Below are 15952 nucleotides of genomic sequence, written 5' to 3' on the forward strand. Positions count from 1 at the left end.
GAGTGCGTGCCCTCAATGACGGTCGGCTGGAGGAACTGCTCCGGCACGACTTTCGAGGTGTGCGCGGCGCAGCTCGTCAGGAATGCGGCGAGACAGGTAATCGCCAGTTTCCGGGTCAGCATTTGCTGCAATCTCCACAGAGCGGTTGGTGGTGGCGCGGGCGTTCCGCAGCGCTGCATCGAAGGCAGAGCGGCGCACGGCTTCGCGGTTGAGGGTCTCGACGGTCTGCTTGAGGTCGGCCAGTTCCTTTGCCGACTCCTCCAGCTCCGTCACGCGCTGGGCCATTGCGGTGTACTTCCAGGCTGCGAAGCCGCCAGCCGCGAGCGCGGCAACGACCAGCAGCGCCGCGAGGGCGCGCAGGATGTTGGTTGGGTTCATCGGTTCTCTTGGACGTAACAGGCGACTCGCAGAAGCTCCGAGGGAGTCGCGTCGGACTTGATCTGATTCGCGCGTGCGGAGATCACGCGCACGTTGCCCCGGACGTAGCCGAGGTCAGGTTCGATGCGGTCGAGCGTGGGTGAGTTGGGGCCTTGGGCCTTGCGCCCGACAGCGCGGTACAGCGGGATGCCCAGCGCCGGGCAGAAGTCGGGGACCGCGATGTCGTCCGACGTGAGGTCGAACGGCAGTCCCTTTCTTGCTGCCCGGCGTTTCGCTTGGCGCACCAGGGCGAGTGCAATGTCCCGCTTGCCGCGGATCAGTGCGTCTCCGCCCAATTCCTTCCGATCTTGAACTCGCCATCGAGCGGACAGCGGAAGCCGAAGTGGTCGCCAGCTTTGCGGATGGCGGCCTGGGCGGTCTTGCCCACGAACTCGGCCTTGTCCTCGTCCACTTCGATCTGCCACTCATCGTGGACGTTGGCGAGGAACTCGTAGTGGACGCCCGGCACCAGCCCTGCGGCTTGCAGGTCGGCGTCGAGGATCACCAGCGCCTTCTTCATCACCAGCGCACCGGCCGACTGGAGCAGGGTGTTGAGCGCAGCGTGGTCGCTGCGGATGTGCAGCTTCCGACCGTCGAGGCCAATCAGGTATCCCTTTTCGGCCGCGCGCTTCTTGACCCCGCGCACCAGCTTCTCCAGCGCAGGCAGTCCGGCCAGGAACTTCGAGCGGAGCTTCGCGCCGGCCTGTCGTCCCTTGCCCACGATGGAGCCGAGCTTCGCGTCGCCTGCCCCGTAGAGGAAGGCGTAGATGAAGGTCTTGGCGTTGTCGCGGGTGGGCAGTCCAGCCGCCGCCTGGTTGACCGAGTGGATGTCGCCTTCGAGGATGACTTTGGCGTACTCACCGCCATCGTGCTTCGCCATGAAGTGCGCCAGGCAGCGCAGCTCCAGCCCCGAGGCGTCCGCGCCGACCTGGAGCTTCCCTGTCGGGACGCAGAACAGAGAGCGGCATTCCTTGCCGTAGGGCACGCCGCACTTCGGCACCTGGGCGATGTTCGGCTTAGAGTGCGTCATGCGGCCGGTCACCGCCGCGTTCTGATTCACGCTGCCGTGGATTCGGCCATCTTTCTTGATGGCCTTGAGCCATGCCTCGTCGCCCTCGGCAAGCTGGCCGAGACGCTTGTTGACGATGAAGTGCTCCAGCAGGAGCGGGATGATCGGGAACTTGAGCGCGCCCAGGACATCTTCGTCGATCTTCGGCTGGCCCTTCTCGGTGAACTCCTGCGGTTGCCAGCCATACATCGCGGTCAAGCGGTCAGCGATGTGCTGGCGACTCGCCGGGTTGAACACAACGTCCTTGTAGGTCGTGACCTCCACGCCCTTGACGTAGCCGCGGCGCTTGTCGTCGCGCTTCGGTACGAACTTGCGCTTCACCACCTTCCACGGCGGGATGACCTTGCGCAGCTCGGCCTCCAGCGCGGTGCGCCGGGACACGAGGACGCACTCCAGCTCGCGTGCCTTCTCCTGATCGAACAGGTAGCCGTAGCGCTGCTGACGCGAGAGGATCGGCGCGACGGCCTGCTCCAGCTCAATGGCCTCGGTTGGGAGGCCCTTGCTCATCAGCAATGCGAACAGGGCTTGGGTGACCGCAACGTCCTGGTCGCAGTAGTCGTCCATTTCCTGAGACCACTGCGCCCAGGGGTCGAGGCCGCGTGCGACCATCTGCGCCGCGTAGTCGCCTTTCCAGCGACCGAGGCGGTAGCCCCATGCTTCGAGGGAATGGCGGCCGATCAGCTTGCCCGGCAACACCGGGTTCGCTCCCTGCTTCTTGCGGGCTTTGAAGTCGCGGTCCTTGAGGTCCGGGTAGACCAGCGTGGACATCAGCAGCGTGTCGAAGTACGCCTGGACCTTGAAGTCCGGGAACACCTTGGCGATAGCCGGAATGTCGAATCCGGCGATGTTGTGGCCGACAACGCGCGTGGCCTTCTTGAGCCTCTCGACGGCCTGACGGACTGTCATTTCGCCCGTGCCGTGATCGTTGGCGGACAAGATGGGACCGCGCGGTGCGCCGGTCTCATCTACCTCTTGGAGGGAAATGCAGTGGATCGTGTCAAGTTCGTCGAGGAGGCCATTGGTCTCGCAGTCGAATACGAGGATCAACGGCGGTCCTCCTTACGGGTAGCCGTGGTTGGTTACGGGGATTGCGCGGACGCGGCGGCGGGCGCGGAGGATGTACTCCGGCTCGGGGGCCTTCGGCGGCGTGTGGACGCCCTGCGGCGCGTGGCCGGGGAAGTCGTCGTCCTCGAAGAGTTCGCCCTGCTCGGGCTGGTCGGGATGCAGCGTGTAGCCGTAGTCCTCGACGTAGTGCGTGATGCGGCGGATGGTGCGCTCGGTGCCGTTGTTGTTCAGCACGAACAGCAGCTTCTCCGATGCGTCGGCAACCGCGCCTTCGAGGGATACGACCACCACCTCGTCGGTGCTGGGTTCGTAGATGGCGACATGGGCGCAGCACCGCAGATCGAACCGGGCGCAGTGCTCGTGCGGCGTACCAAACTCGAAGCCGATCAGGCTCACGAGGTGACCCTCGGGCGAGCGGAAGTTGCGGATGCCGTTCGGAGCGGCCTCGCTGGTCCAGTCGCTACGGCCGCTCAGGTACGCGGCCACGTAGGTGTAGCTCGCAAGTGACACGAAGAAGCAGTCGATGTCCTTGATTTCGGTCCCGTCGTAGAACGCGCGCAGGCTTCCGCCACCCAGGATCACCAGGTGGCGGACTTCGGCCGGCAACACGTCGAACAGGGACCGAGCGTGTTGCTCGGCAGTCATGGTTGGTCCCTTAGCGGATCAGGTTGGTGAAGCGCTCGGCGACGCGCAGGGCGCGCTCGGCTTCTTCCTCGTGCTCGTCGGCCTGCGAGTGCAGGACATCGGCCTTGTCGCGCAGCGTCGAGGCGGTGGCGATGCGGTCGGCGCTGATCTTGAACAGCTTGTCCACCTGGCCCTCCAGAACCTTCACCACGTCGGTCACGGTGTCCTTGCGGAACGGAGCGGTCAGCAGGTCGATTGCGATTGCGACGATCTCTTTCATTGGGGTAGTTCCTCGGCTTTGATGTGGATGACCACGCGCCGCCCAGGCTTGCCGTACATGACACGGCAGGCTTGGTCGGAGCGGGGGAGTTGGTAGGGGAGAACGAGGCTCTCAGCGAAGGAGAGCGGCGCATCAGCTGGGATGAAGCCGACGACCGAGCGGCCGTCAGTAGTCGGAGGTGGATACATCGGATGACTCGTCGGCGAAGTCGCCGTATTCGCCCGGAGCATCTGCATTGAGCAGGCGGCCGGATGCGTGGTCGTAGCTGTAGTAGAGAACCTGGCCGTTCGACTGGCCGGTGAAGCGATCCTTGAGGACACGGAAGGTCGTGCAGTTGCGCTCGGCCTCGTTCTCGGCCTGCGTATTGCGCTCCAGGCCAAACGCGAAGTGCGTCCAGAAGCCAATCGCGCGGCTGCCCTTGAAGTGACGGAGCATCACGCGCCCGCCTTCCTCGTGGGGCTTGCCTTCCGGCGTGGCGAGGTGCGAGACCAGGTAGATGCAGATGAGGTGGCGCTGCGCGAACTGCGCGATCTTCGCCATCGTGTCCTCCAGCATCTTCCGCTCGTCCTCGGCACCGGCCGCGAACGACGTAAGGTTGTCGAGCACGATGTGCTTGACGCCCTCGGCGACGACCATGTGGGCCATCTTGGCTTCGATCACGTCCCACTCGGACGAGCCGAAGTGGTCGTAGATGAACACCTGGCCCTTGTCGAGAATCTCGAACGCGGCTTCCAGTTCCTCCTGCGTCCAGCTCCCATCGGGAACGTGGAAGCGGCGGCCCGCGACCTTGCCTGCCATGCGCTTCGCCGTCTCGACCGGCTGCTGCTCCAGGAAGAACAGGCCAACACGGTCGCCGGTTTCCTGCGCGATGAAGGCTGCTTCCTCCATCAGCCAGTCGGTCTTGCCGATGCCGGTGCCCGCGCCGAAGGTGTAGACCTCGCCATACCGCTTGCCGTAGGTCAGCGCGGTGAGGCGCGGATCGTGCCAGGGCATGCCCATCGAGACGGGCTTGAGTGCCTTCTCCTTGAGGGAGCCGAACGTCACCACGCCATCGGGGCGCTTGGTCTGCGCTTCGTAGATGGCGCGAGTGATCGCCTCGGCGTCGCCGCGCTGGAGCAGCTCGTTCGGGTCTTTCGCGGGGAGCTGTGCGATCTTGGCCTTGCCGGGAGTCAGCAGCAGCGCCACTTCCTGCGCGGCGGCCTGGCCCGGTTCGTCCATATCGAACATGAGCACGACCTCGTCGAAGCCATTGACCCACTCCAGCTCGCGCTTGATGGACTTGGCTGCGGCTTGTGCCCCGTTCGGGACGGACACCACCGGCCAGCGGAGGCCGAGTGCCTGCGCCACGGAGAGCGCATCAATCTCGCCTTCGGTGATGACGAGGCGTCGCCCCGGTTCGTAGAGGTGCTGGCCGAACAGCCCGCACGCCTTCGAGTCGCCGATGAACGAGAACTTCTTGTCGGGGTAGCGGAGCTTCTGCGCGACGATGCCGCCATCGCGCTTGTAGTTGGCGATCTGCACGGTCTTGCCGTGCTTGTCCTTGCCGATCCAGTAGCCGTACTTACGGCATGCTTCCTCAGTGATACCGCGCTTCGCCAGGGCTTGCGGTTCACCCTCCGCAAAGTCGCTCATGGTTTTCCTGCTGGTGGGTTGAGAGACCTCTTCGCCTTCGGCTGGCTCGTAGTGACCGCAGCCGAAGCAGTAGCCGTGCCCGTCGCTGTAGCGCGCAAGGTTGTCCTTGCTGCCGCAGTTCGGACACGGCTCTTTGTGGAGGTATTCGGAGTCAGCGCTTTGCACGCTCCACGGACCACATGCGCTTGCGGTAGGAAATGCCGAGGCGACGGTTCAGCGCACCCTTGACGGTGCGGCCCAGGCCGCGGAACGGCTTGTCGGCGCTCGCCCATGCGCGCTCGAAAGCCAGGCGCATCGCGGACGGAATGACGGTGGTGGCGGTGTTGGTCATGCGTTCTTCTCCAGCAGGAACTTGGTGAATGCGGCGACTTCTTCGGTCGCATCGTTTGCGTCGAGGCCCAGCTCGTCGGTGCAGTAGTTGCGGTACAGCTGGAGCAGCGCATCGACGCGGTACTGCTTCGGAGCGCGGCGCGCTTCCAGGAGCGGGGCCTTGCTGCGGCGCTGACGGCGCGACAGGCGATAGCGCGTGTACCGCTGCCCCGAGGCGTCCTCGCAGGTCTGCGTTTCGATTTCGAAGCCAGTAGCACGCAGCTCATCGACGCGCGAGGCGAGGCGGCGGATGCGGTAGACGCCTTCGGCCTGCCACGAGGTCAGGTGCGAGTGGCGACGCAGGTGATCCAGGACGACCTGGGTTTGCGGGGGCAGCGGTTTCACGTTGGGTTCTCCTATCGAGGGAAGTCAGGTGCCCACACGACGGGCTTGCCGTAGGCGGCGAGCAGGCGTCGCAGCGCGGCGTGTTGGGCTTCGGTGAAGTTGTCCTCGGGCTGCATGGCGTCGTTGACGCCGCCCAGGAGGCAGACTTGGTATGCGGATTGGTTGTGCTTACCGGCGAGAGCGCCGGGCTGATTTAGCGGGCGACCGTCGTAGATCGAGCCGTCACGTTCGATGACGAAGTGGACGGCGATCTTCGAGTAGCCCTGCGAGCGGTGCAGGCGTGCGAGTTCCTCGCCGGTCGTGACCTGCTCGGGGCGGGTCATGCTGGCGAGGACGAACAGCGCCTCTACCGATTCCAGAGGTTTGAGGCGCACTTAGAGTTTGTAGAGGTGGACTTCGGTGCGTGGTTCTTCGTCCGGCTGCGCCCAGCGCTTACCGGAGAGCAGCCACATGACTTGCTTGTCGTCGGCCCAATAGCCGGTGGCTTTGGTCACAACGTCCATCGGCCCCTTGGCGAGGTTGTCCACGTCGCCCTTGGGAAACGCGGCCTTCGAGGTCTTGGCGCGTTTGCATACCGCGATGATGACTACTAAAACCGGATCGGTCGGCGATAGGTCCAGATCACCGGCTGGCAGATGCTTCTCTGCCGCTTCCTTCCAGGTCTTGTAGGTCTTGCCGTAGTAGACGCCCCAGCGCGATACCTTCGGGCGCGAGGCGGGCACCGGGTCGAACGGGAACGTGAGGGAGGCCAAGTGCTTGGCCCCCCTCGCGGTGTCCACGATGACCGACAGCGGATCAGTAGTCGCCGTCATCGCCCTCGTCGTCGGAGTCGCTGTCGTCGTCCGAGTCGTCATCGCTGTCGCTGAACGGCGCGCTGTCGTCGGCCTCGTATCCGTCCTCCTCGCCGAAGCCGTAGTCCTTGGCGTTGCGCTGGCCGAACTCGACCAGTTCGATCACCTGGACGGCGACCATGTAGCAGGTCAGGTAGAACTTCTTGGCCGATTCGACGAACGAACCACCGATCTCGTAGGAGACCTTGAGTTCGCTGCCGCCGCCGATCTGCGGCGGGTTGTCGATCTTCTTGCCGCGGGCGTCGAAGATGTCCGGGCGCATGGTGAACTTCTTGCCGGTGCGCTTGCTGACGCCGCTGGCCTTCATCTTGAACTTCACCAGCACGCGGCCGGTGTCATCGCCGTTCTCGTCGGTTTCTTCGGTGAACACCGGGGCCACTTCGGCACCCTTCTTCTTCTTCGGGTTCTCGCTCAGGAACTCCTGGAACAGCTCGTCGCGCCGGGTTTCCAGCTTCTTCGCCAGCGCCTTGAAGTCCTTGTCGTTCGGGTCGAACGCCAGGCTCACGGTGTATTCGCCTTCCGGCTTGAACTTGGTGTCCGGTTCGTTCAGTCGCGGCCACACGGCGGTGCCCTTCGGGGAGACGAATCGTTCGCGCTTCTTGGTTGCCATCAGTTGTCGGTCTCGTAGTTGGTCGGGAGATAGATGCCCGCTCGCCACAGGTCGGCGGCGGCGGTCAGCGGGGTGTCGGCGGAAATGCCGAAGGCTTCGTCGATGTCGAAGCCGACGAGCGCCTCGTCGATGAAGGCGTCGGTGATCGGGTCACGCATTACGGGTAGTGCGGTTTCAGCTCGCGCTCCGCGTAGCGGCGCACGGCGTTGAGGGTGTTGACCTGCCGGTAGCGGCAGTCCTGCTCCATGCGCGAGACGACCCGCAGCACTTCCATCGGATCGAGGCCGAGCACTTCGCAGAAGTTCTTGAAGGCGCACGCCAGGCCGATCACCTGATCGGCCGGGTGACCGAGGGATTGCACGCTGTCGATCACGACGAAAGCGCCGCGTGCGGCGCTCTCGGCAGAACGTGAGTGCAGTCCGTCGATGACGCGATCACGCACCTGCGTGCAGCTCCGTCATGCGGTGCTTGAACTCCTCGACCGTGCCGTGTTCGGCCGGGTTGTAGATGCCGAGGACCACACCGAAGTGGTCTTGGGCAACGTAGGTGTTCAGTGCGTGCTGGTAGTTGATGCTCATGTGGATGTTCTCGTTTGGGGTATCAATTGCCAAAGGGGGATGGACTAGGCAAAGAAGTAGCGCGACTCCAGCACCAGGCTGAGGTCCAGGTCGCCGTGCGGCGGGAGTGGTGGAAGTTTCTCTGCCGCTTCTGGCGGGAGCTGCTCGACGAGTTGCTGTCGGAAGTCGGCCAGTACGTCGCCGCTGTACTGATCGACGAACGCCTGCCGGAGCGCGGCGGCGAGGATTGCTGCCTTGCCCGCGTGTGTACCGTAGGAGTCATGGATCATTGCGAACGACTCGATGCCGTTCTCTGCCGCGAGGCAGGTGGTCAGCATCATGTGGCTGGCGTCACAGGAGTGGACGAAGTTCGGGCTGATCCCGAGGGTCTGCCTGCGACGGTCGAGCTTCGTACCGCCGATGTTGACTACTAAATTCGTCAGTCGGCCGCCCAGGTGGGCCTGGACGCGCACGCCTTCCTCCTCGCGGTACTCCTGGAGGACCGGGAAGCCAGCGGGGGTCGTCCAGCTCACCGGCAGGTCGGCCGACGAGGCGACCTTAGAGGCATCGCGCAGCCAGTCCATCGCCGCGCGGGCCGCGATCACGACCTCGCCGATGCACTCCCACAGCAGGGTCGCCAGGTACTCGGCGGTTTCCCAATCGTCCTCCATGCCCAGCTTCTTGAACTTGGAGAGCACCTGGGCGCGCATGCCCGACTTCGTGACGCCGTAGGGCAGCGTCATCACCGGCTGCTTCACGATGTCGCGGGTGAGCTGGCCGTCCAGCTTGATCGCCAGCGGGTCGCCGCCCTCGGCACGGGCGCGGAGCTTCTCCTGCGCCACGTCCTTCACGCGCGAATAGATGTCGGCGGGCTTCGGCTGCGGGATCAGGTTGGTGGCTGCGCCGCCCACGGAGTCGCGGAGCATGGCCGAGAAGTTCTGGAGGCCGTTGCAGGAACCGTCGAGCGCGATGGGCAGATGGGAGACGTGATCGCGGCCGTTGAGGCTGTAGCCGAGCCACTCGAAGCACGCGGCCAGCGCGCAGAACGGGCTGTCGGCGTCCATCCAGAAGCGTTGGCCGTCCAGCGGATCGAGGGCGCTGTCGAGAATCTGCTCCTCGTGCTCGCGCACCCAGGCCACGCGCTTCTCGAACGACACCTTGTCCACGCCGAAGCAGTTGGCAACGTGGATGGCGAGCCAGTAGGCACCGTCCTCGCCGAGCGGCACGCCTTGGGCGAACGTCAGCAGGCCCTTGGCCGCATCATCACCCTGCGGGGTCAGCGTCGGGGGCAGGGGGTAGCAACGGCCGCGGAAGTCGAGGTTGTGCGGGAAGTAGATCGCGGGGTACTCGGCGAACTTCTCCGCCAGGGCGATCTTCTGCGCGGCGGCGAGGCGGGTGGACACGCTGCGCGCATTGGCCTCGTAGACCTTGGCGCGGTCGCGCTTCCATTCCTTGAACTCGTCGGCGTGGTGCTCCTTGAAGTAGTCCGGGTCGGTCTCCAGCAGGGCAGGGCGGCTCGGCAGGTCCATCAGCTCGCGCTCCGGCAGCCCGGCGACACCGCCGCCTGCGTTCCACAGCTCGCGCATGACCTCCAGGACTGGCACGTTCACCTTCCAGGCGGTTGCCTGGATGGCATTGAGGGCCTGGTAGACGTTGGGCATATCGACCAGCGCCAGCTCGCGCTTGTAGGCGCGGTTGCGGGTACGCACAAGGTCCGCCCGGCCGCCGATGTCGGTCAGGTAGCCGCCGTCGCGGGGCGTGGTCCACGGACGGGGCGGGACGACCATCGGCATCAGCACCGGCTGGTACAGGGCGGCGCTGTCGTGGGCCTTGGTCAGCCAGTCGAGCACCTTCTGATTCCCGGCGATCAGCAGGTGGCGCTTGCCGCGCTCGGCCACGGTGACCAGCTCGACCAGTCCGGTCGCCTCGACGAACAGCTCGATGAGCTTCATGCCCACCAGCAGGGCGTCCTTGTCGGACAGGTAGAGGCGCTTGTCGTCCTCGGGGCTGAACTCGGCGTCGGCAACGACGTGCCGCATCACTGCGGTGGAATGCCGAGCCGAAGTGGACTTCTTGAGCTGCTCCTGGACGACCCGGTATAGGCCGGGATGCTTCTCGCGGAGCAGGGAGAAGTTGATCTCGTTGGCGACCTCGTGGCCCAGGGTGATCGCCACGGACACCGCCTTGCGGTGATCGGCGACGAGCGCGTTGACGCAGGTGAAGCTGGTCAGATAGGCGAGGGCGTGGGGGTTCAGGTGGCGGATGAACTTGAGGGCGGCGTGGCGCTTGCCCGGCTTGCCGGTGTCGGCTTCGGCCACGAACGCCGCGATTGCGGCGGCGGTGGCGTCGATGCTCTCCAGGACCAGCTTGCGGCCGGGGCCGGTCTCGGCCTCCTGGCGCTGCTCCCTGATCTTCTCGTAGCGGGCAATGCCCAGGCTGGTGCTCTCCTTCTCCAGTTCGAGCTGGGCGGCGTGCAGGTCGTTCTCTTGCCAAGTCGTCATCGTTTGCCCTCAGGGGATGCAAAAGTCAAAACGGGAGGACCGCACCGGGGGCTGCCCGGTACGGTCCTGAGTGGTTCGGTTGTTGGTCCTGGGTGGACCTATGTGGAACTGTAGTAGTCCTCGGTGGTGAACAGCAATGAGTAGTTCTGAATGGTTGTCCTAGGAGGAGGTCCGCCGATGATGACTACTTTATTCGGCGTCACCTCGCGTCACCTGTGACGGCACGAGGCGTCACCTAGTTGTCACCCGTGATGTCACCTGTTACGATGTGCGTCTCGTAAGTGCTTGCACTTGCTGGGGTTCTAGATCAGCGGAATCAGATTGTGATTCCGGTGGTCGGGGGTTCGAATCCCCTCAGCCACCCCACTGTTTCAACCGTATCGGCGCAGCCGGAGCGGTATTGCAATAAACAGAATGCACGTTACAATGTGCGTCTGAGTTTCACGGGCCGTTAGCTCAGTTGGTAGAGCAGTTGACTCTTAATCAATAGGTCCAAGGTTCGAATCCTTGACGGCCCACCAAGACAGAAGCCACCTGGCACGCCAGGTGGCTTTTTTCTTATAAGTGTGACCCCTTCGATTTCCGGGATCACACGTAGCGGTACCCGCGCAGGGCGTGGATCTGCCGCGGTGCTGGAACAGCGGTACTTGGTTCAACATCGTTGAAAAAAGTGCTTGCACCCACCGCTGTGATCAAGCCATAATTCTCGCCCCGATTTCGGGCTGTTAGCTCAGTTGGTAGAGCAGTTGACTCTTAATCAATAGGTCCAAGGTTCGAATCCTTGACAGCCCACCAGACGAAAGCCACTTGGTTCGCCAAGTGGCTTTTTTCTTGCCTGTGCGTCACGTCGGCGCCGCGGCAGTGCGCGGGGTCAGTGACGCGGTGCCCGGAAACCGGCAGTTGCAGGTGTTCATCTTTGTGCAGGCCTTCCGCTGGCCGACGCTGCCTGCGACAATGTGGGCCTGTGCCGGCCACGCGAAAGTGGCGGAATTGGTAGACGCCCTGGATTTAGGTTCCTTTCCGGTCCCTTGTTGATCAAGTCGTTACCGTCGCCTGGGCGGCGCAAAGCGGGTACACGCGTCGTGGCACGCCCAGCGCGTTCAGAATTGGACCCCCTGTGCCGTGCTTCAGCACACGATCTATCAAGCGGTTGGCCGCGTCAGAGGGGTAGTGTTAACGTCTGCTTTCGACCCGAAGCGGACATTGGGCTGGGGCACTTGGGATCTCAATGGACACTCTCGTCGTAAAGGCGATCGAACGGTTCGGCGATTCAGCGGAGGTCACGTTGCACAGTGGCAACGGCGAGATCGTTGCCTTCAGCTATCCCTGCGAACTTTCGGTAGGACAGCTTGTACCGAACCTTGTGCGCGGCATGACCGAGTACGTAGCTGCTGCATACCTTTCGGATTGGCCGGAAAGCCTGAAGTCCGAGCGATCAATCGAGCGCCTTGATCGGATTGAGGGGTTCGCCTATCGCGGATGCGGGCAAGTCGTGGATCAAGGGGCCGGGCTAGTAGAGGTTCTCGGCTTCGTACTGGAACTGGACGAATTGCCCTGCACAGGCTTCGTGGAGTTCGAGTGCACACGTCTCGACATCGGGGATGCCTGACCGAGGGAACATCTGCTCCTAGCCGACAGCAGCCATCCCGTGGTACCGGTGACAGGACTCGAACCTGCACGCCAAAGGCGAACGGACCTAAACCGTTTGCGTCTACCAATTCCGCCACACCGGCACGGGCAGGCGGAGTCTACCTGACTGAAATTCATCTGGCGAAGGAATTGCAGCGAACCAGTGATGTATTTCCGAAGGGGGAGGCACAATTCGTCGCTTTTGGCACGCTGAATGGGCCAAAATTGAGGTGGGGCAAGGCCTAGGGGCCAATCTGCACTGGAGTTGGGTTCCAGTGCCGCAAGGCGTGGGGGTTCGAGTCCCCCCTTTCGCACCAGTGCCGGCCTGTCCCCGCCCTGATCGGGCCCTCGGCGCCCCCTTGACCGGCACGCGCTGGCAGTGCAGGCCGAATTGGGCGAAACTAAAGGGCTGCGGCAAGCAGGCGCGTCCCAGACGTCGTGTCCTTACAACCGTTTCATCCCAATCATCGAGCCGGGGGCCTGGGCCACCGGTGGCAGGAGTCAACATGCAAGCTTCGATCGAATCCACCGGCAACCTGGAACGCCGCCTGAGCTTCTCGCTGCCGGAAGAGCGTCTGCAGAGCCACATCGCCGGCCGCCTGGGCGAAATCGCCCGTACCACCCGCATCAAGGGGTTCCGTCCGGGCAAGGTGCCGGCCAAGGTGATCGAGCAGCGCTTCGGCGCGCAGGTCCGTGGCGAGGCGCTGGACGGCCTGCTGCGCGAGACCTTCGACGCGGCCGTGCGCGAGCACGACCTGCGCGTCGTCGGCAGCCCGCGCATCGACAAGGGCGACGAGGGTGAGTTCTCCTTCGTGGCCACCGTGGAAGTGGTGCCGGACTTCGGCGACATCGACGTCAGCAAGCTGACCGTCGTGCGCCACACCGCCGAGATCACCGACGCCGACATCGACCAGATGATCGAGAACCTGCAGAACCAGCGTCGTACCTGGGCCCCGGTCAGCCGTGGCGCACAGGACGGCGACCTGGTCGCGGTGGAAACCTGGTCGCAGGCCGGCGAAGAGCGCCTGCCGGCCGAGGGCACCGAGAAGGGCTCGATCGTCCTGGGCCAGGGCATGATGTTCGACACCATCGAAAAGGGCCTGGTCGGCCTGGCCAAGGGTGAAGAGAAGACCCTGGACGTCGAGTTCCCGGCTGACTGGCGCGTGCCGGTGCTGGCCGGCAAGACCGTGCAGGTCACCGTCAAGGTTGCCGAAGTGTCCGAGCCGGTCGTGCCGGCGGTCGACGAAGCCTTCATCAAGAGCTTCGGCGTGAAGGGTGGCGACGTCGAGCAGTTCCGCAGCGACATCCGCGCCAACCTGGAGCGTGAGCTGAAGGGCGCGCTGATGAACCGCCTGCGCCGTGAAGTGGGCGAGCAGCTGATCGCGGCCTACTCGTCGGTGGAAATGCCGCCGCGCCTGGTCGAGAACGAAGCCCGTGCCATGCTGGCCCAGCAGGTCGAGCAGCTGCGTCGCAACGGCCAGAACGTCGGCGAGATCCCGGCCGATGCCCACGAAGGCTTCAAGGACGCTGCCGCCAAGCGCGTGCTGGTCGGCCTGCTGGTCGGTGAAGTGGCCCGCATCAACGACCTGCGCCTGGAAGCCAAGCGCCTGAACGAAACGATGCGTCTGATCGCCTCGACCTACGAAGAGCCGGAGCAGGTCATTGAGATGTACCGCAACGACCCCCAGCTGATGTCTGGCCTGCAGAACCGTGTGATGGAAGAGCAGGTGATCGACTGGATCGCCGAGCGTGCCCAGCACACCGAAGAGAAGCTGTCGTTCCAGGACGCGATCCGCCAGTAAGCCGGCGGATCACCGGATGCCCCGCGCCTTTGCCGGCGCGGGGTTGTTGCCCCCCAAGATAGGTACCTCACGTAATGGACAACCGAACCAAAGCCCTGAACCTGGTTCCGATGGTGGTCGAGCAGACCAGCCGCGGCGAGCGTGCCTACGACATCTATTCGCGCCTGTTGAAGGAGCGCCTGATCTTCCTCGTGGGCCCGATCGACGATCACATGGCCAACGTGGTGGTGGCGCAGTTGCTGTTCCTGGAATCGGAAAACCCGGAAAAGGACATCAACATCTACATCAACTCGCCGGGTGGCGTGGTCACCGCCGGCATGGCGATCTACGACACCATGCAGTACATCAAGCCGAATGTGAGCACCACCTGCATCGGCCAGGCCGCCTCGATGGGCGCCCTGCTGCTGGCCGCGGGCGAAGCCGGCAAGCGCTATGCGCTGCCGAACTCGCGGGTGATGATCCACCAGCCGCTGGGCGGCTACCAGGGCCAGGCCACCGACATCGACATCCACGCGCGTGAGATCCTGACCCTGCGTTCGCGCCTGAACGAGATCCTGGCCAAGCACACCGGCCAGTCGCTGGAGACGATCGCCCGCGACACCGAGCGCGACAACTTCAAGAGCGCCTTCGAGGCGCAGGCCTACGGTCTGGTCGACCAGGTCCTGGAGCGTCGTCCGGATGAGTCGATCCAGGCCGGCTGACCGGCCCTCACGGGGCCAGGGAGGCTCCGTTCCTGCAGGGTCGGGCGGGACTGGTGTCCCCTCGGCCCTGTGCTATTCTCGAATCGAACCCCCGTTCAGCGGGTGGGGTAACTGGGTAAGCGAAGCATGAGCGAAGACCGCCAAGGTCGTTCCACGGACACCGGCAAGATCCTCTACTGCTCTTTCTGCGGCAAGAGCCAGCATGAAGTGCGCAAGCTGATTGCGGGTCCGAGCGTATTCATCTGCGATGAGTGCGTGGAGCTGTGCAACGACATCATCCGTGAGGAACTTGAGGAAAAGGCGCAGTCGGCGCGCAGTTCGCTGCCCAAGCCGCGCGAGATCCTCGAGGTCCTCGACCAGTACGTGATCGGCCAGAACCGTGCCAAGCGCACCCTGGCCGTGGCCGTCTACAACCACTACAAGCGCATCGAGAGCCGGCAGAAGAACGACGACGTCGAACTGGCGAAGTCGAACATCCTGCTGGTCGGCCCGACCGGTTCGGGCAAGACGCTGCTGGCCGAAACCCTGGCCCGCCTGCTCAACGTGCCGTTCACCATGGCCGACGCCACCACGCTGACCGAAGCCGGTTACGTGGGCGAGGACGTGGAGAACATCATCCAGAAGCTGCTGCAGAAGTGCGACTACGATGTCGAGAAGGCGCAGCAGGGCATCGTCTACATCGATGAAATCGACAAGATCTCGCGCAAGAGCGAGAACCCGTCGATCACCCGCGATGTATCCGGCGAAGGCGTGCAGCAGGCCCTGCTGAAGCTGATCGAAGGCACCGTGGCCAGCGTGCCGCCGCAGGGTGGCCGCAAGCACCCGCAGCAGGAATTCCTGCAGGTGGACACCAAGAACATCCTGTTCATCTGCGGTGGCGCGTTCGCCGGGCTGGACAAGGTGATCCAGGCCCGTTCCACCGACATCGGCAGCATCGGCTTCGGTGCCAAGGTCAAGAGCAGCGAGCGCAAGCAGGAAGTGGGCAAGGTGCTGGCCGAAGTCGAGCCGGAAGACCTGATCAAGTTCGGGCTGATCCCCGAGTTCGTCGGCCGCCTGCCGGTGGTGGCGACCCTGGAGGAGCTGGATGAGCCGGCCCTGATCAAGATCCTGACCGAGCCGAAGAACGCCATCACCAAGCAGTTCAAGAAGCTGTTCGAGATGGAGAACGTCGAGCTGGAGTTCCGCCCGGACGCGCTGTCGGCCATTGCCCGCAAGGCGCTCAAGCGCAAGACCGGTGCCCGTGGCCTGCGCACCATCGTCGAATCGGTCCTGCTGGACACCATGTACGACCTGCCGTCGCAGGAAAACGTCAGCAAGGTGGTGGTGGACGAATCGGTGATCGAGCACAAGTCCGAGCCGTACCTGATCTACCAGACCCCGGCGGCCCCTGAACAGAAGGCCGCAGGCGCCGAGTGATCCTTCCAGGTTGTTGATTGGAAAGGATTTTCAAGGAATGCCTTGCATCTGAAAGCCGATGGCCCCATAACGGGGCCATCGGCT

General features: G+C 64.1%; 19 protein-coding genes and 3 tRNA genes. 6 read left to right on the forward strand and 16 right to left on the reverse strand.

Features of this window, described 5'->3' with window-relative positions; translation table 11 throughout:
- Nucleotides 1–12: 12 nt before the first annotated feature.
- The 15 genes from NSQ78_RS04775 to NSQ78_RS04845 all read right to left on the reverse strand — a co-directional run bounded on the left by NSQ78_RS04775 (nt 13) and on the right by NSQ78_RS04845 (nt 10320).
- Nucleotides 13–378 (reverse strand): hypothetical protein, encoded by a 366-nt coding sequence (locus NSQ78_RS04775; RefSeq protein ID WP_005412414.1) that lies wholly within the window; start codon nt 376–378, stop codon nt 13–15.
- On the reverse strand, nt 375–713 hold the full coding sequence (locus NSQ78_RS04780; protein WP_053091908.1) for a hypothetical protein: 339 nt from the start codon (nt 711–713) through the stop codon (nt 375–377). Before NSQ78_RS04780 ends, NSQ78_RS04775 begins: the two co-directional genes overlap by 4 nt.
- Nucleotides 695–2533 carry a DNA polymerase gene (locus NSQ78_RS04785; protein WP_065428123.1) on the reverse strand — a complete coding sequence of 613 codons (1839 nt, stop codon included), beginning with the start codon at nt 2531–2533 and terminating at the stop codon, nt 695–697. The genes NSQ78_RS04780 and NSQ78_RS04785 overlap by 19 nt, the downstream gene beginning before the upstream one ends.
- 12 nt (nt 2534–2545) lie before the next feature.
- Nucleotides 2546–3196 carry a hypothetical protein gene (locus NSQ78_RS04790; RefSeq protein ID WP_053448915.1) on the reverse strand — a complete coding sequence of 217 codons (651 nt, stop codon included), beginning with the start codon at nt 3194–3196 and terminating at the stop codon, nt 2546–2548.
- Nucleotides 3197–3206: 10 nt separating this feature from the next.
- Nucleotides 3207–3455, reverse strand: coding sequence for a hypothetical protein (locus NSQ78_RS04795; RefSeq protein WP_005412417.1), 249 nt, complete (start codon nt 3453–3455; stop codon nt 3207–3209).
- 165 nt (nt 3456–3620) lie between these two features.
- Nucleotides 3621–5087: a toprim domain-containing protein gene (locus NSQ78_RS04800; RefSeq protein WP_065428124.1), complete on the reverse strand. Its 1467-nt coding sequence runs from the start codon at nt 5085–5087 to the stop codon at nt 3621–3623.
- A 151-nt stretch (nt 5088–5238) separates the two neighbouring features.
- Entirely contained in the window at nt 5239–5418 is a 180-nt protein-coding gene (locus tag NSQ78_RS04805) for a hypothetical protein (RefSeq protein ID WP_049434079.1), read from the reverse strand.
- Nucleotides 5415–5801: a helix-turn-helix domain-containing protein gene (locus NSQ78_RS04810; RefSeq protein WP_049444493.1), complete on the reverse strand. Its 387-nt coding sequence runs from the start codon at nt 5799–5801 to the stop codon at nt 5415–5417. Before NSQ78_RS04810 ends, NSQ78_RS04805 begins: the two co-directional genes overlap by 4 nt.
- An 11-nt stretch (nt 5802–5812) precedes the next feature.
- Nucleotides 5813–6175, reverse strand: coding sequence for an N-acetylmuramoyl-L-alanine amidase (locus tag NSQ78_RS04815; protein WP_004154593.1), 363 nt, complete (start codon nt 6173–6175; stop codon nt 5813–5815).
- Nucleotides 6176–6613, reverse strand: coding sequence for a RusA family crossover junction endodeoxyribonuclease (locus tag NSQ78_RS04820; protein ID WP_049444495.1), 438 nt, complete (start codon nt 6611–6613; stop codon nt 6176–6178).
- Complete coding sequence (locus NSQ78_RS04825) at nt 6597–7262, reverse strand: hypothetical protein (RefSeq protein ID WP_049444497.1); 666 nt, start codon at nt 7260–7262, stop codon at nt 6597–6599. Before NSQ78_RS04825 ends, NSQ78_RS04820 begins: the two co-directional genes overlap by 17 nt.
- Nucleotides 7262–7420: a hypothetical protein gene (locus tag NSQ78_RS04830; protein ID WP_160314197.1), complete on the reverse strand. Its 159-nt coding sequence runs from the start codon at nt 7418–7420 to the stop codon at nt 7262–7264. Before NSQ78_RS04830 ends, NSQ78_RS04825 begins: the two co-directional genes overlap by 1 nt.
- Complete coding sequence (locus tag NSQ78_RS04835) at nt 7420–7704, reverse strand: hypothetical protein (RefSeq protein ID WP_005412421.1); 285 nt, start codon at nt 7702–7704, stop codon at nt 7420–7422. The genes NSQ78_RS04830 and NSQ78_RS04835 overlap by 1 nt, the downstream gene beginning before the upstream one ends.
- Nucleotides 7697–7840: a hypothetical protein gene (locus NSQ78_RS04840; RefSeq protein ID WP_005412422.1), complete on the reverse strand. Its 144-nt coding sequence runs from the start codon at nt 7838–7840 to the stop codon at nt 7697–7699. Before NSQ78_RS04840 ends, NSQ78_RS04835 begins: the two co-directional genes overlap by 8 nt.
- A 44-nt stretch (nt 7841–7884) precedes the next feature.
- Nucleotides 7885–10320, reverse strand: a complete 2436-nt coding sequence (locus NSQ78_RS04845) for a DNA-directed RNA polymerase (protein ID WP_049444498.1) — start codon at nt 10318–10320, stop codon at nt 7885–7887.
- Nucleotides 10321–10765: 445 nt separating this feature from the next.
- On the opposite strand from NSQ78_RS04845, the gene NSQ78_RS04850 reads away from it, so the two are divergent.
- The 3 genes from NSQ78_RS04850 (at nt 10766) to NSQ78_RS04860 (ending at nt 11929) form a co-directional block, all read left to right on the forward strand.
- Nucleotides 10766–10841: transfer RNA gene (locus NSQ78_RS04850), tRNA-Lys, on the forward strand.
- 198 nt (nt 10842–11039) lie between these two features.
- Nucleotides 11040–11115 (forward strand) — tRNA-Lys (locus NSQ78_RS04855).
- Between the two features lie 433 nt (nt 11116–11548).
- A complete protein-coding gene (locus tag NSQ78_RS04860; protein ID WP_064237744.1) occupies nt 11549–11929 on the forward strand; it encodes a hypothetical protein in 381 nt (126 codons plus the stop codon).
- Between the two features lie 40 nt (nt 11930–11969).
- On the opposite strand, the gene NSQ78_RS04865 is transcribed toward NSQ78_RS04860, so the two are convergent.
- Nucleotides 11970–12053 (reverse strand) — tRNA-Leu (locus NSQ78_RS04865).
- Between the two features lie 402 nt (nt 12054–12455).
- Between NSQ78_RS04865 and tig the strand changes: the two genes are divergently transcribed.
- From tig to clpX, 3 genes are all read left to right on the forward strand, one after another.
- Complete coding sequence (gene tig / locus NSQ78_RS04870; RefSeq protein ID WP_032961818.1) at nt 12456–13751, forward strand: trigger factor; 1296 nt, start codon at nt 12456–12458, stop codon at nt 13749–13751.
- A gap of 74 nt (nt 13752–13825) precedes the next feature.
- On the forward strand, nt 13826–14452 hold the full coding sequence (clpP, locus tag NSQ78_RS04875) for an ATP-dependent Clp endopeptidase proteolytic subunit ClpP (protein WP_019659528.1): 627 nt from the start codon (nt 13826–13828) through the stop codon (nt 14450–14452).
- A gap of 126 nt (nt 14453–14578) precedes the next feature.
- Nucleotides 14579–15868 carry an ATP-dependent Clp protease ATP-binding subunit ClpX gene (gene clpX / locus NSQ78_RS04880; RefSeq protein WP_049466059.1) on the forward strand — a complete coding sequence of 430 codons (1290 nt, stop codon included), beginning with the start codon at nt 14579–14581 and terminating at the stop codon, nt 15866–15868.
- Nucleotides 15869–15952 lie beyond the last annotated feature (84 nt).

This window comes from Stenotrophomonas sp. FSL W7-1447, from assembly GCF_037966425.1.
Taxonomy (GTDB): Bacteria; Pseudomonadota; Gammaproteobacteria; order Xanthomonadales; family Xanthomonadaceae; genus Stenotrophomonas; species Stenotrophomonas pavanii.

What these genes read in the sequence shown, in the direction of transcription:
- NSQ78_RS04775 (WP_005412414.1), bottom strand. Translation starts at nt 378, where the DNA reads ATGAACCCAACCAACATCCTGCGCGCCCTCGCGGCGCTGCTGGTCGTT.
- NSQ78_RS04795 (WP_005412417.1), bottom strand. Translation starts at nt 3,455, where the DNA reads ATGAAAGAGATCGTCGCAATCGCAATCGACCTGCTGACCGCTCCGTTC.
- NSQ78_RS04840 (WP_005412422.1), bottom strand. Translation starts at nt 7,840, where the DNA reads ATGAGCATCAACTACCAGCACGCACTGAACACCTACGTTGCCCAAGAC.
- NSQ78_RS04860 (WP_064237744.1), top strand. Translation starts at nt 11,549, where the DNA reads ATGGACACTCTCGTCGTAAAGGCGATCGAACGGTTCGGCGATTCAGCG.
- NSQ78_RS04845 (WP_049444498.1), bottom strand. Translation starts at nt 10,320, where the DNA reads ATGACGACTTGGCAAGAGAACGACCTGCACGCCGCCCAGCTCGAACTG.
- clpP (WP_019659528.1), top strand. Translation starts at nt 13,826, where the DNA reads ATGGACAACCGAACCAAAGCCCTGAACCTGGTTCCGATGGTGGTCGAG.
- NSQ78_RS04825 (WP_049444497.1), bottom strand. Translation starts at nt 7,262, where the DNA reads ATGGCAACCAAGAAGCGCGAACGATTCGTCTCCCCGAAGGGCACCGCC.
- NSQ78_RS04820 (WP_049444495.1), bottom strand. Translation starts at nt 6,613, where the DNA reads ATGACGGCGACTACTGATCCGCTGTCGGTCATCGTGGACACCGCGAGG.
- NSQ78_RS04805 (WP_049434079.1), bottom strand. Translation starts at nt 5,418, where the DNA reads ATGACCAACACCGCCACCACCGTCATTCCGTCCGCGATGCGCCTGGCT.
- clpX (WP_049466059.1), top strand. Translation starts at nt 14,579, where the DNA reads ATGAGCGAAGACCGCCAAGGTCGTTCCACGGACACCGGCAAGATCCTC.
- NSQ78_RS04800 (WP_065428124.1), bottom strand. Translation starts at nt 5,087, where the DNA reads ATGAGCGACTTTGCGGAGGGTGAACCGCAAGCCCTGGCGAAGCGCGGT.
- NSQ78_RS04830 (WP_160314197.1), bottom strand. Translation starts at nt 7,420, where the DNA reads ATGCGTGACCCGATCACCGACGCCTTCATCGACGAGGCGCTCGTCGGC.
- NSQ78_RS04790 (WP_053448915.1), bottom strand. Translation starts at nt 3,196, where the DNA reads ATGACTGCCGAGCAACACGCTCGGTCCCTGTTCGACGTGTTGCCGGCC.
- tig (WP_032961818.1), top strand. Translation starts at nt 12,456, where the DNA reads ATGCAAGCTTCGATCGAATCCACCGGCAACCTGGAACGCCGCCTGAGC.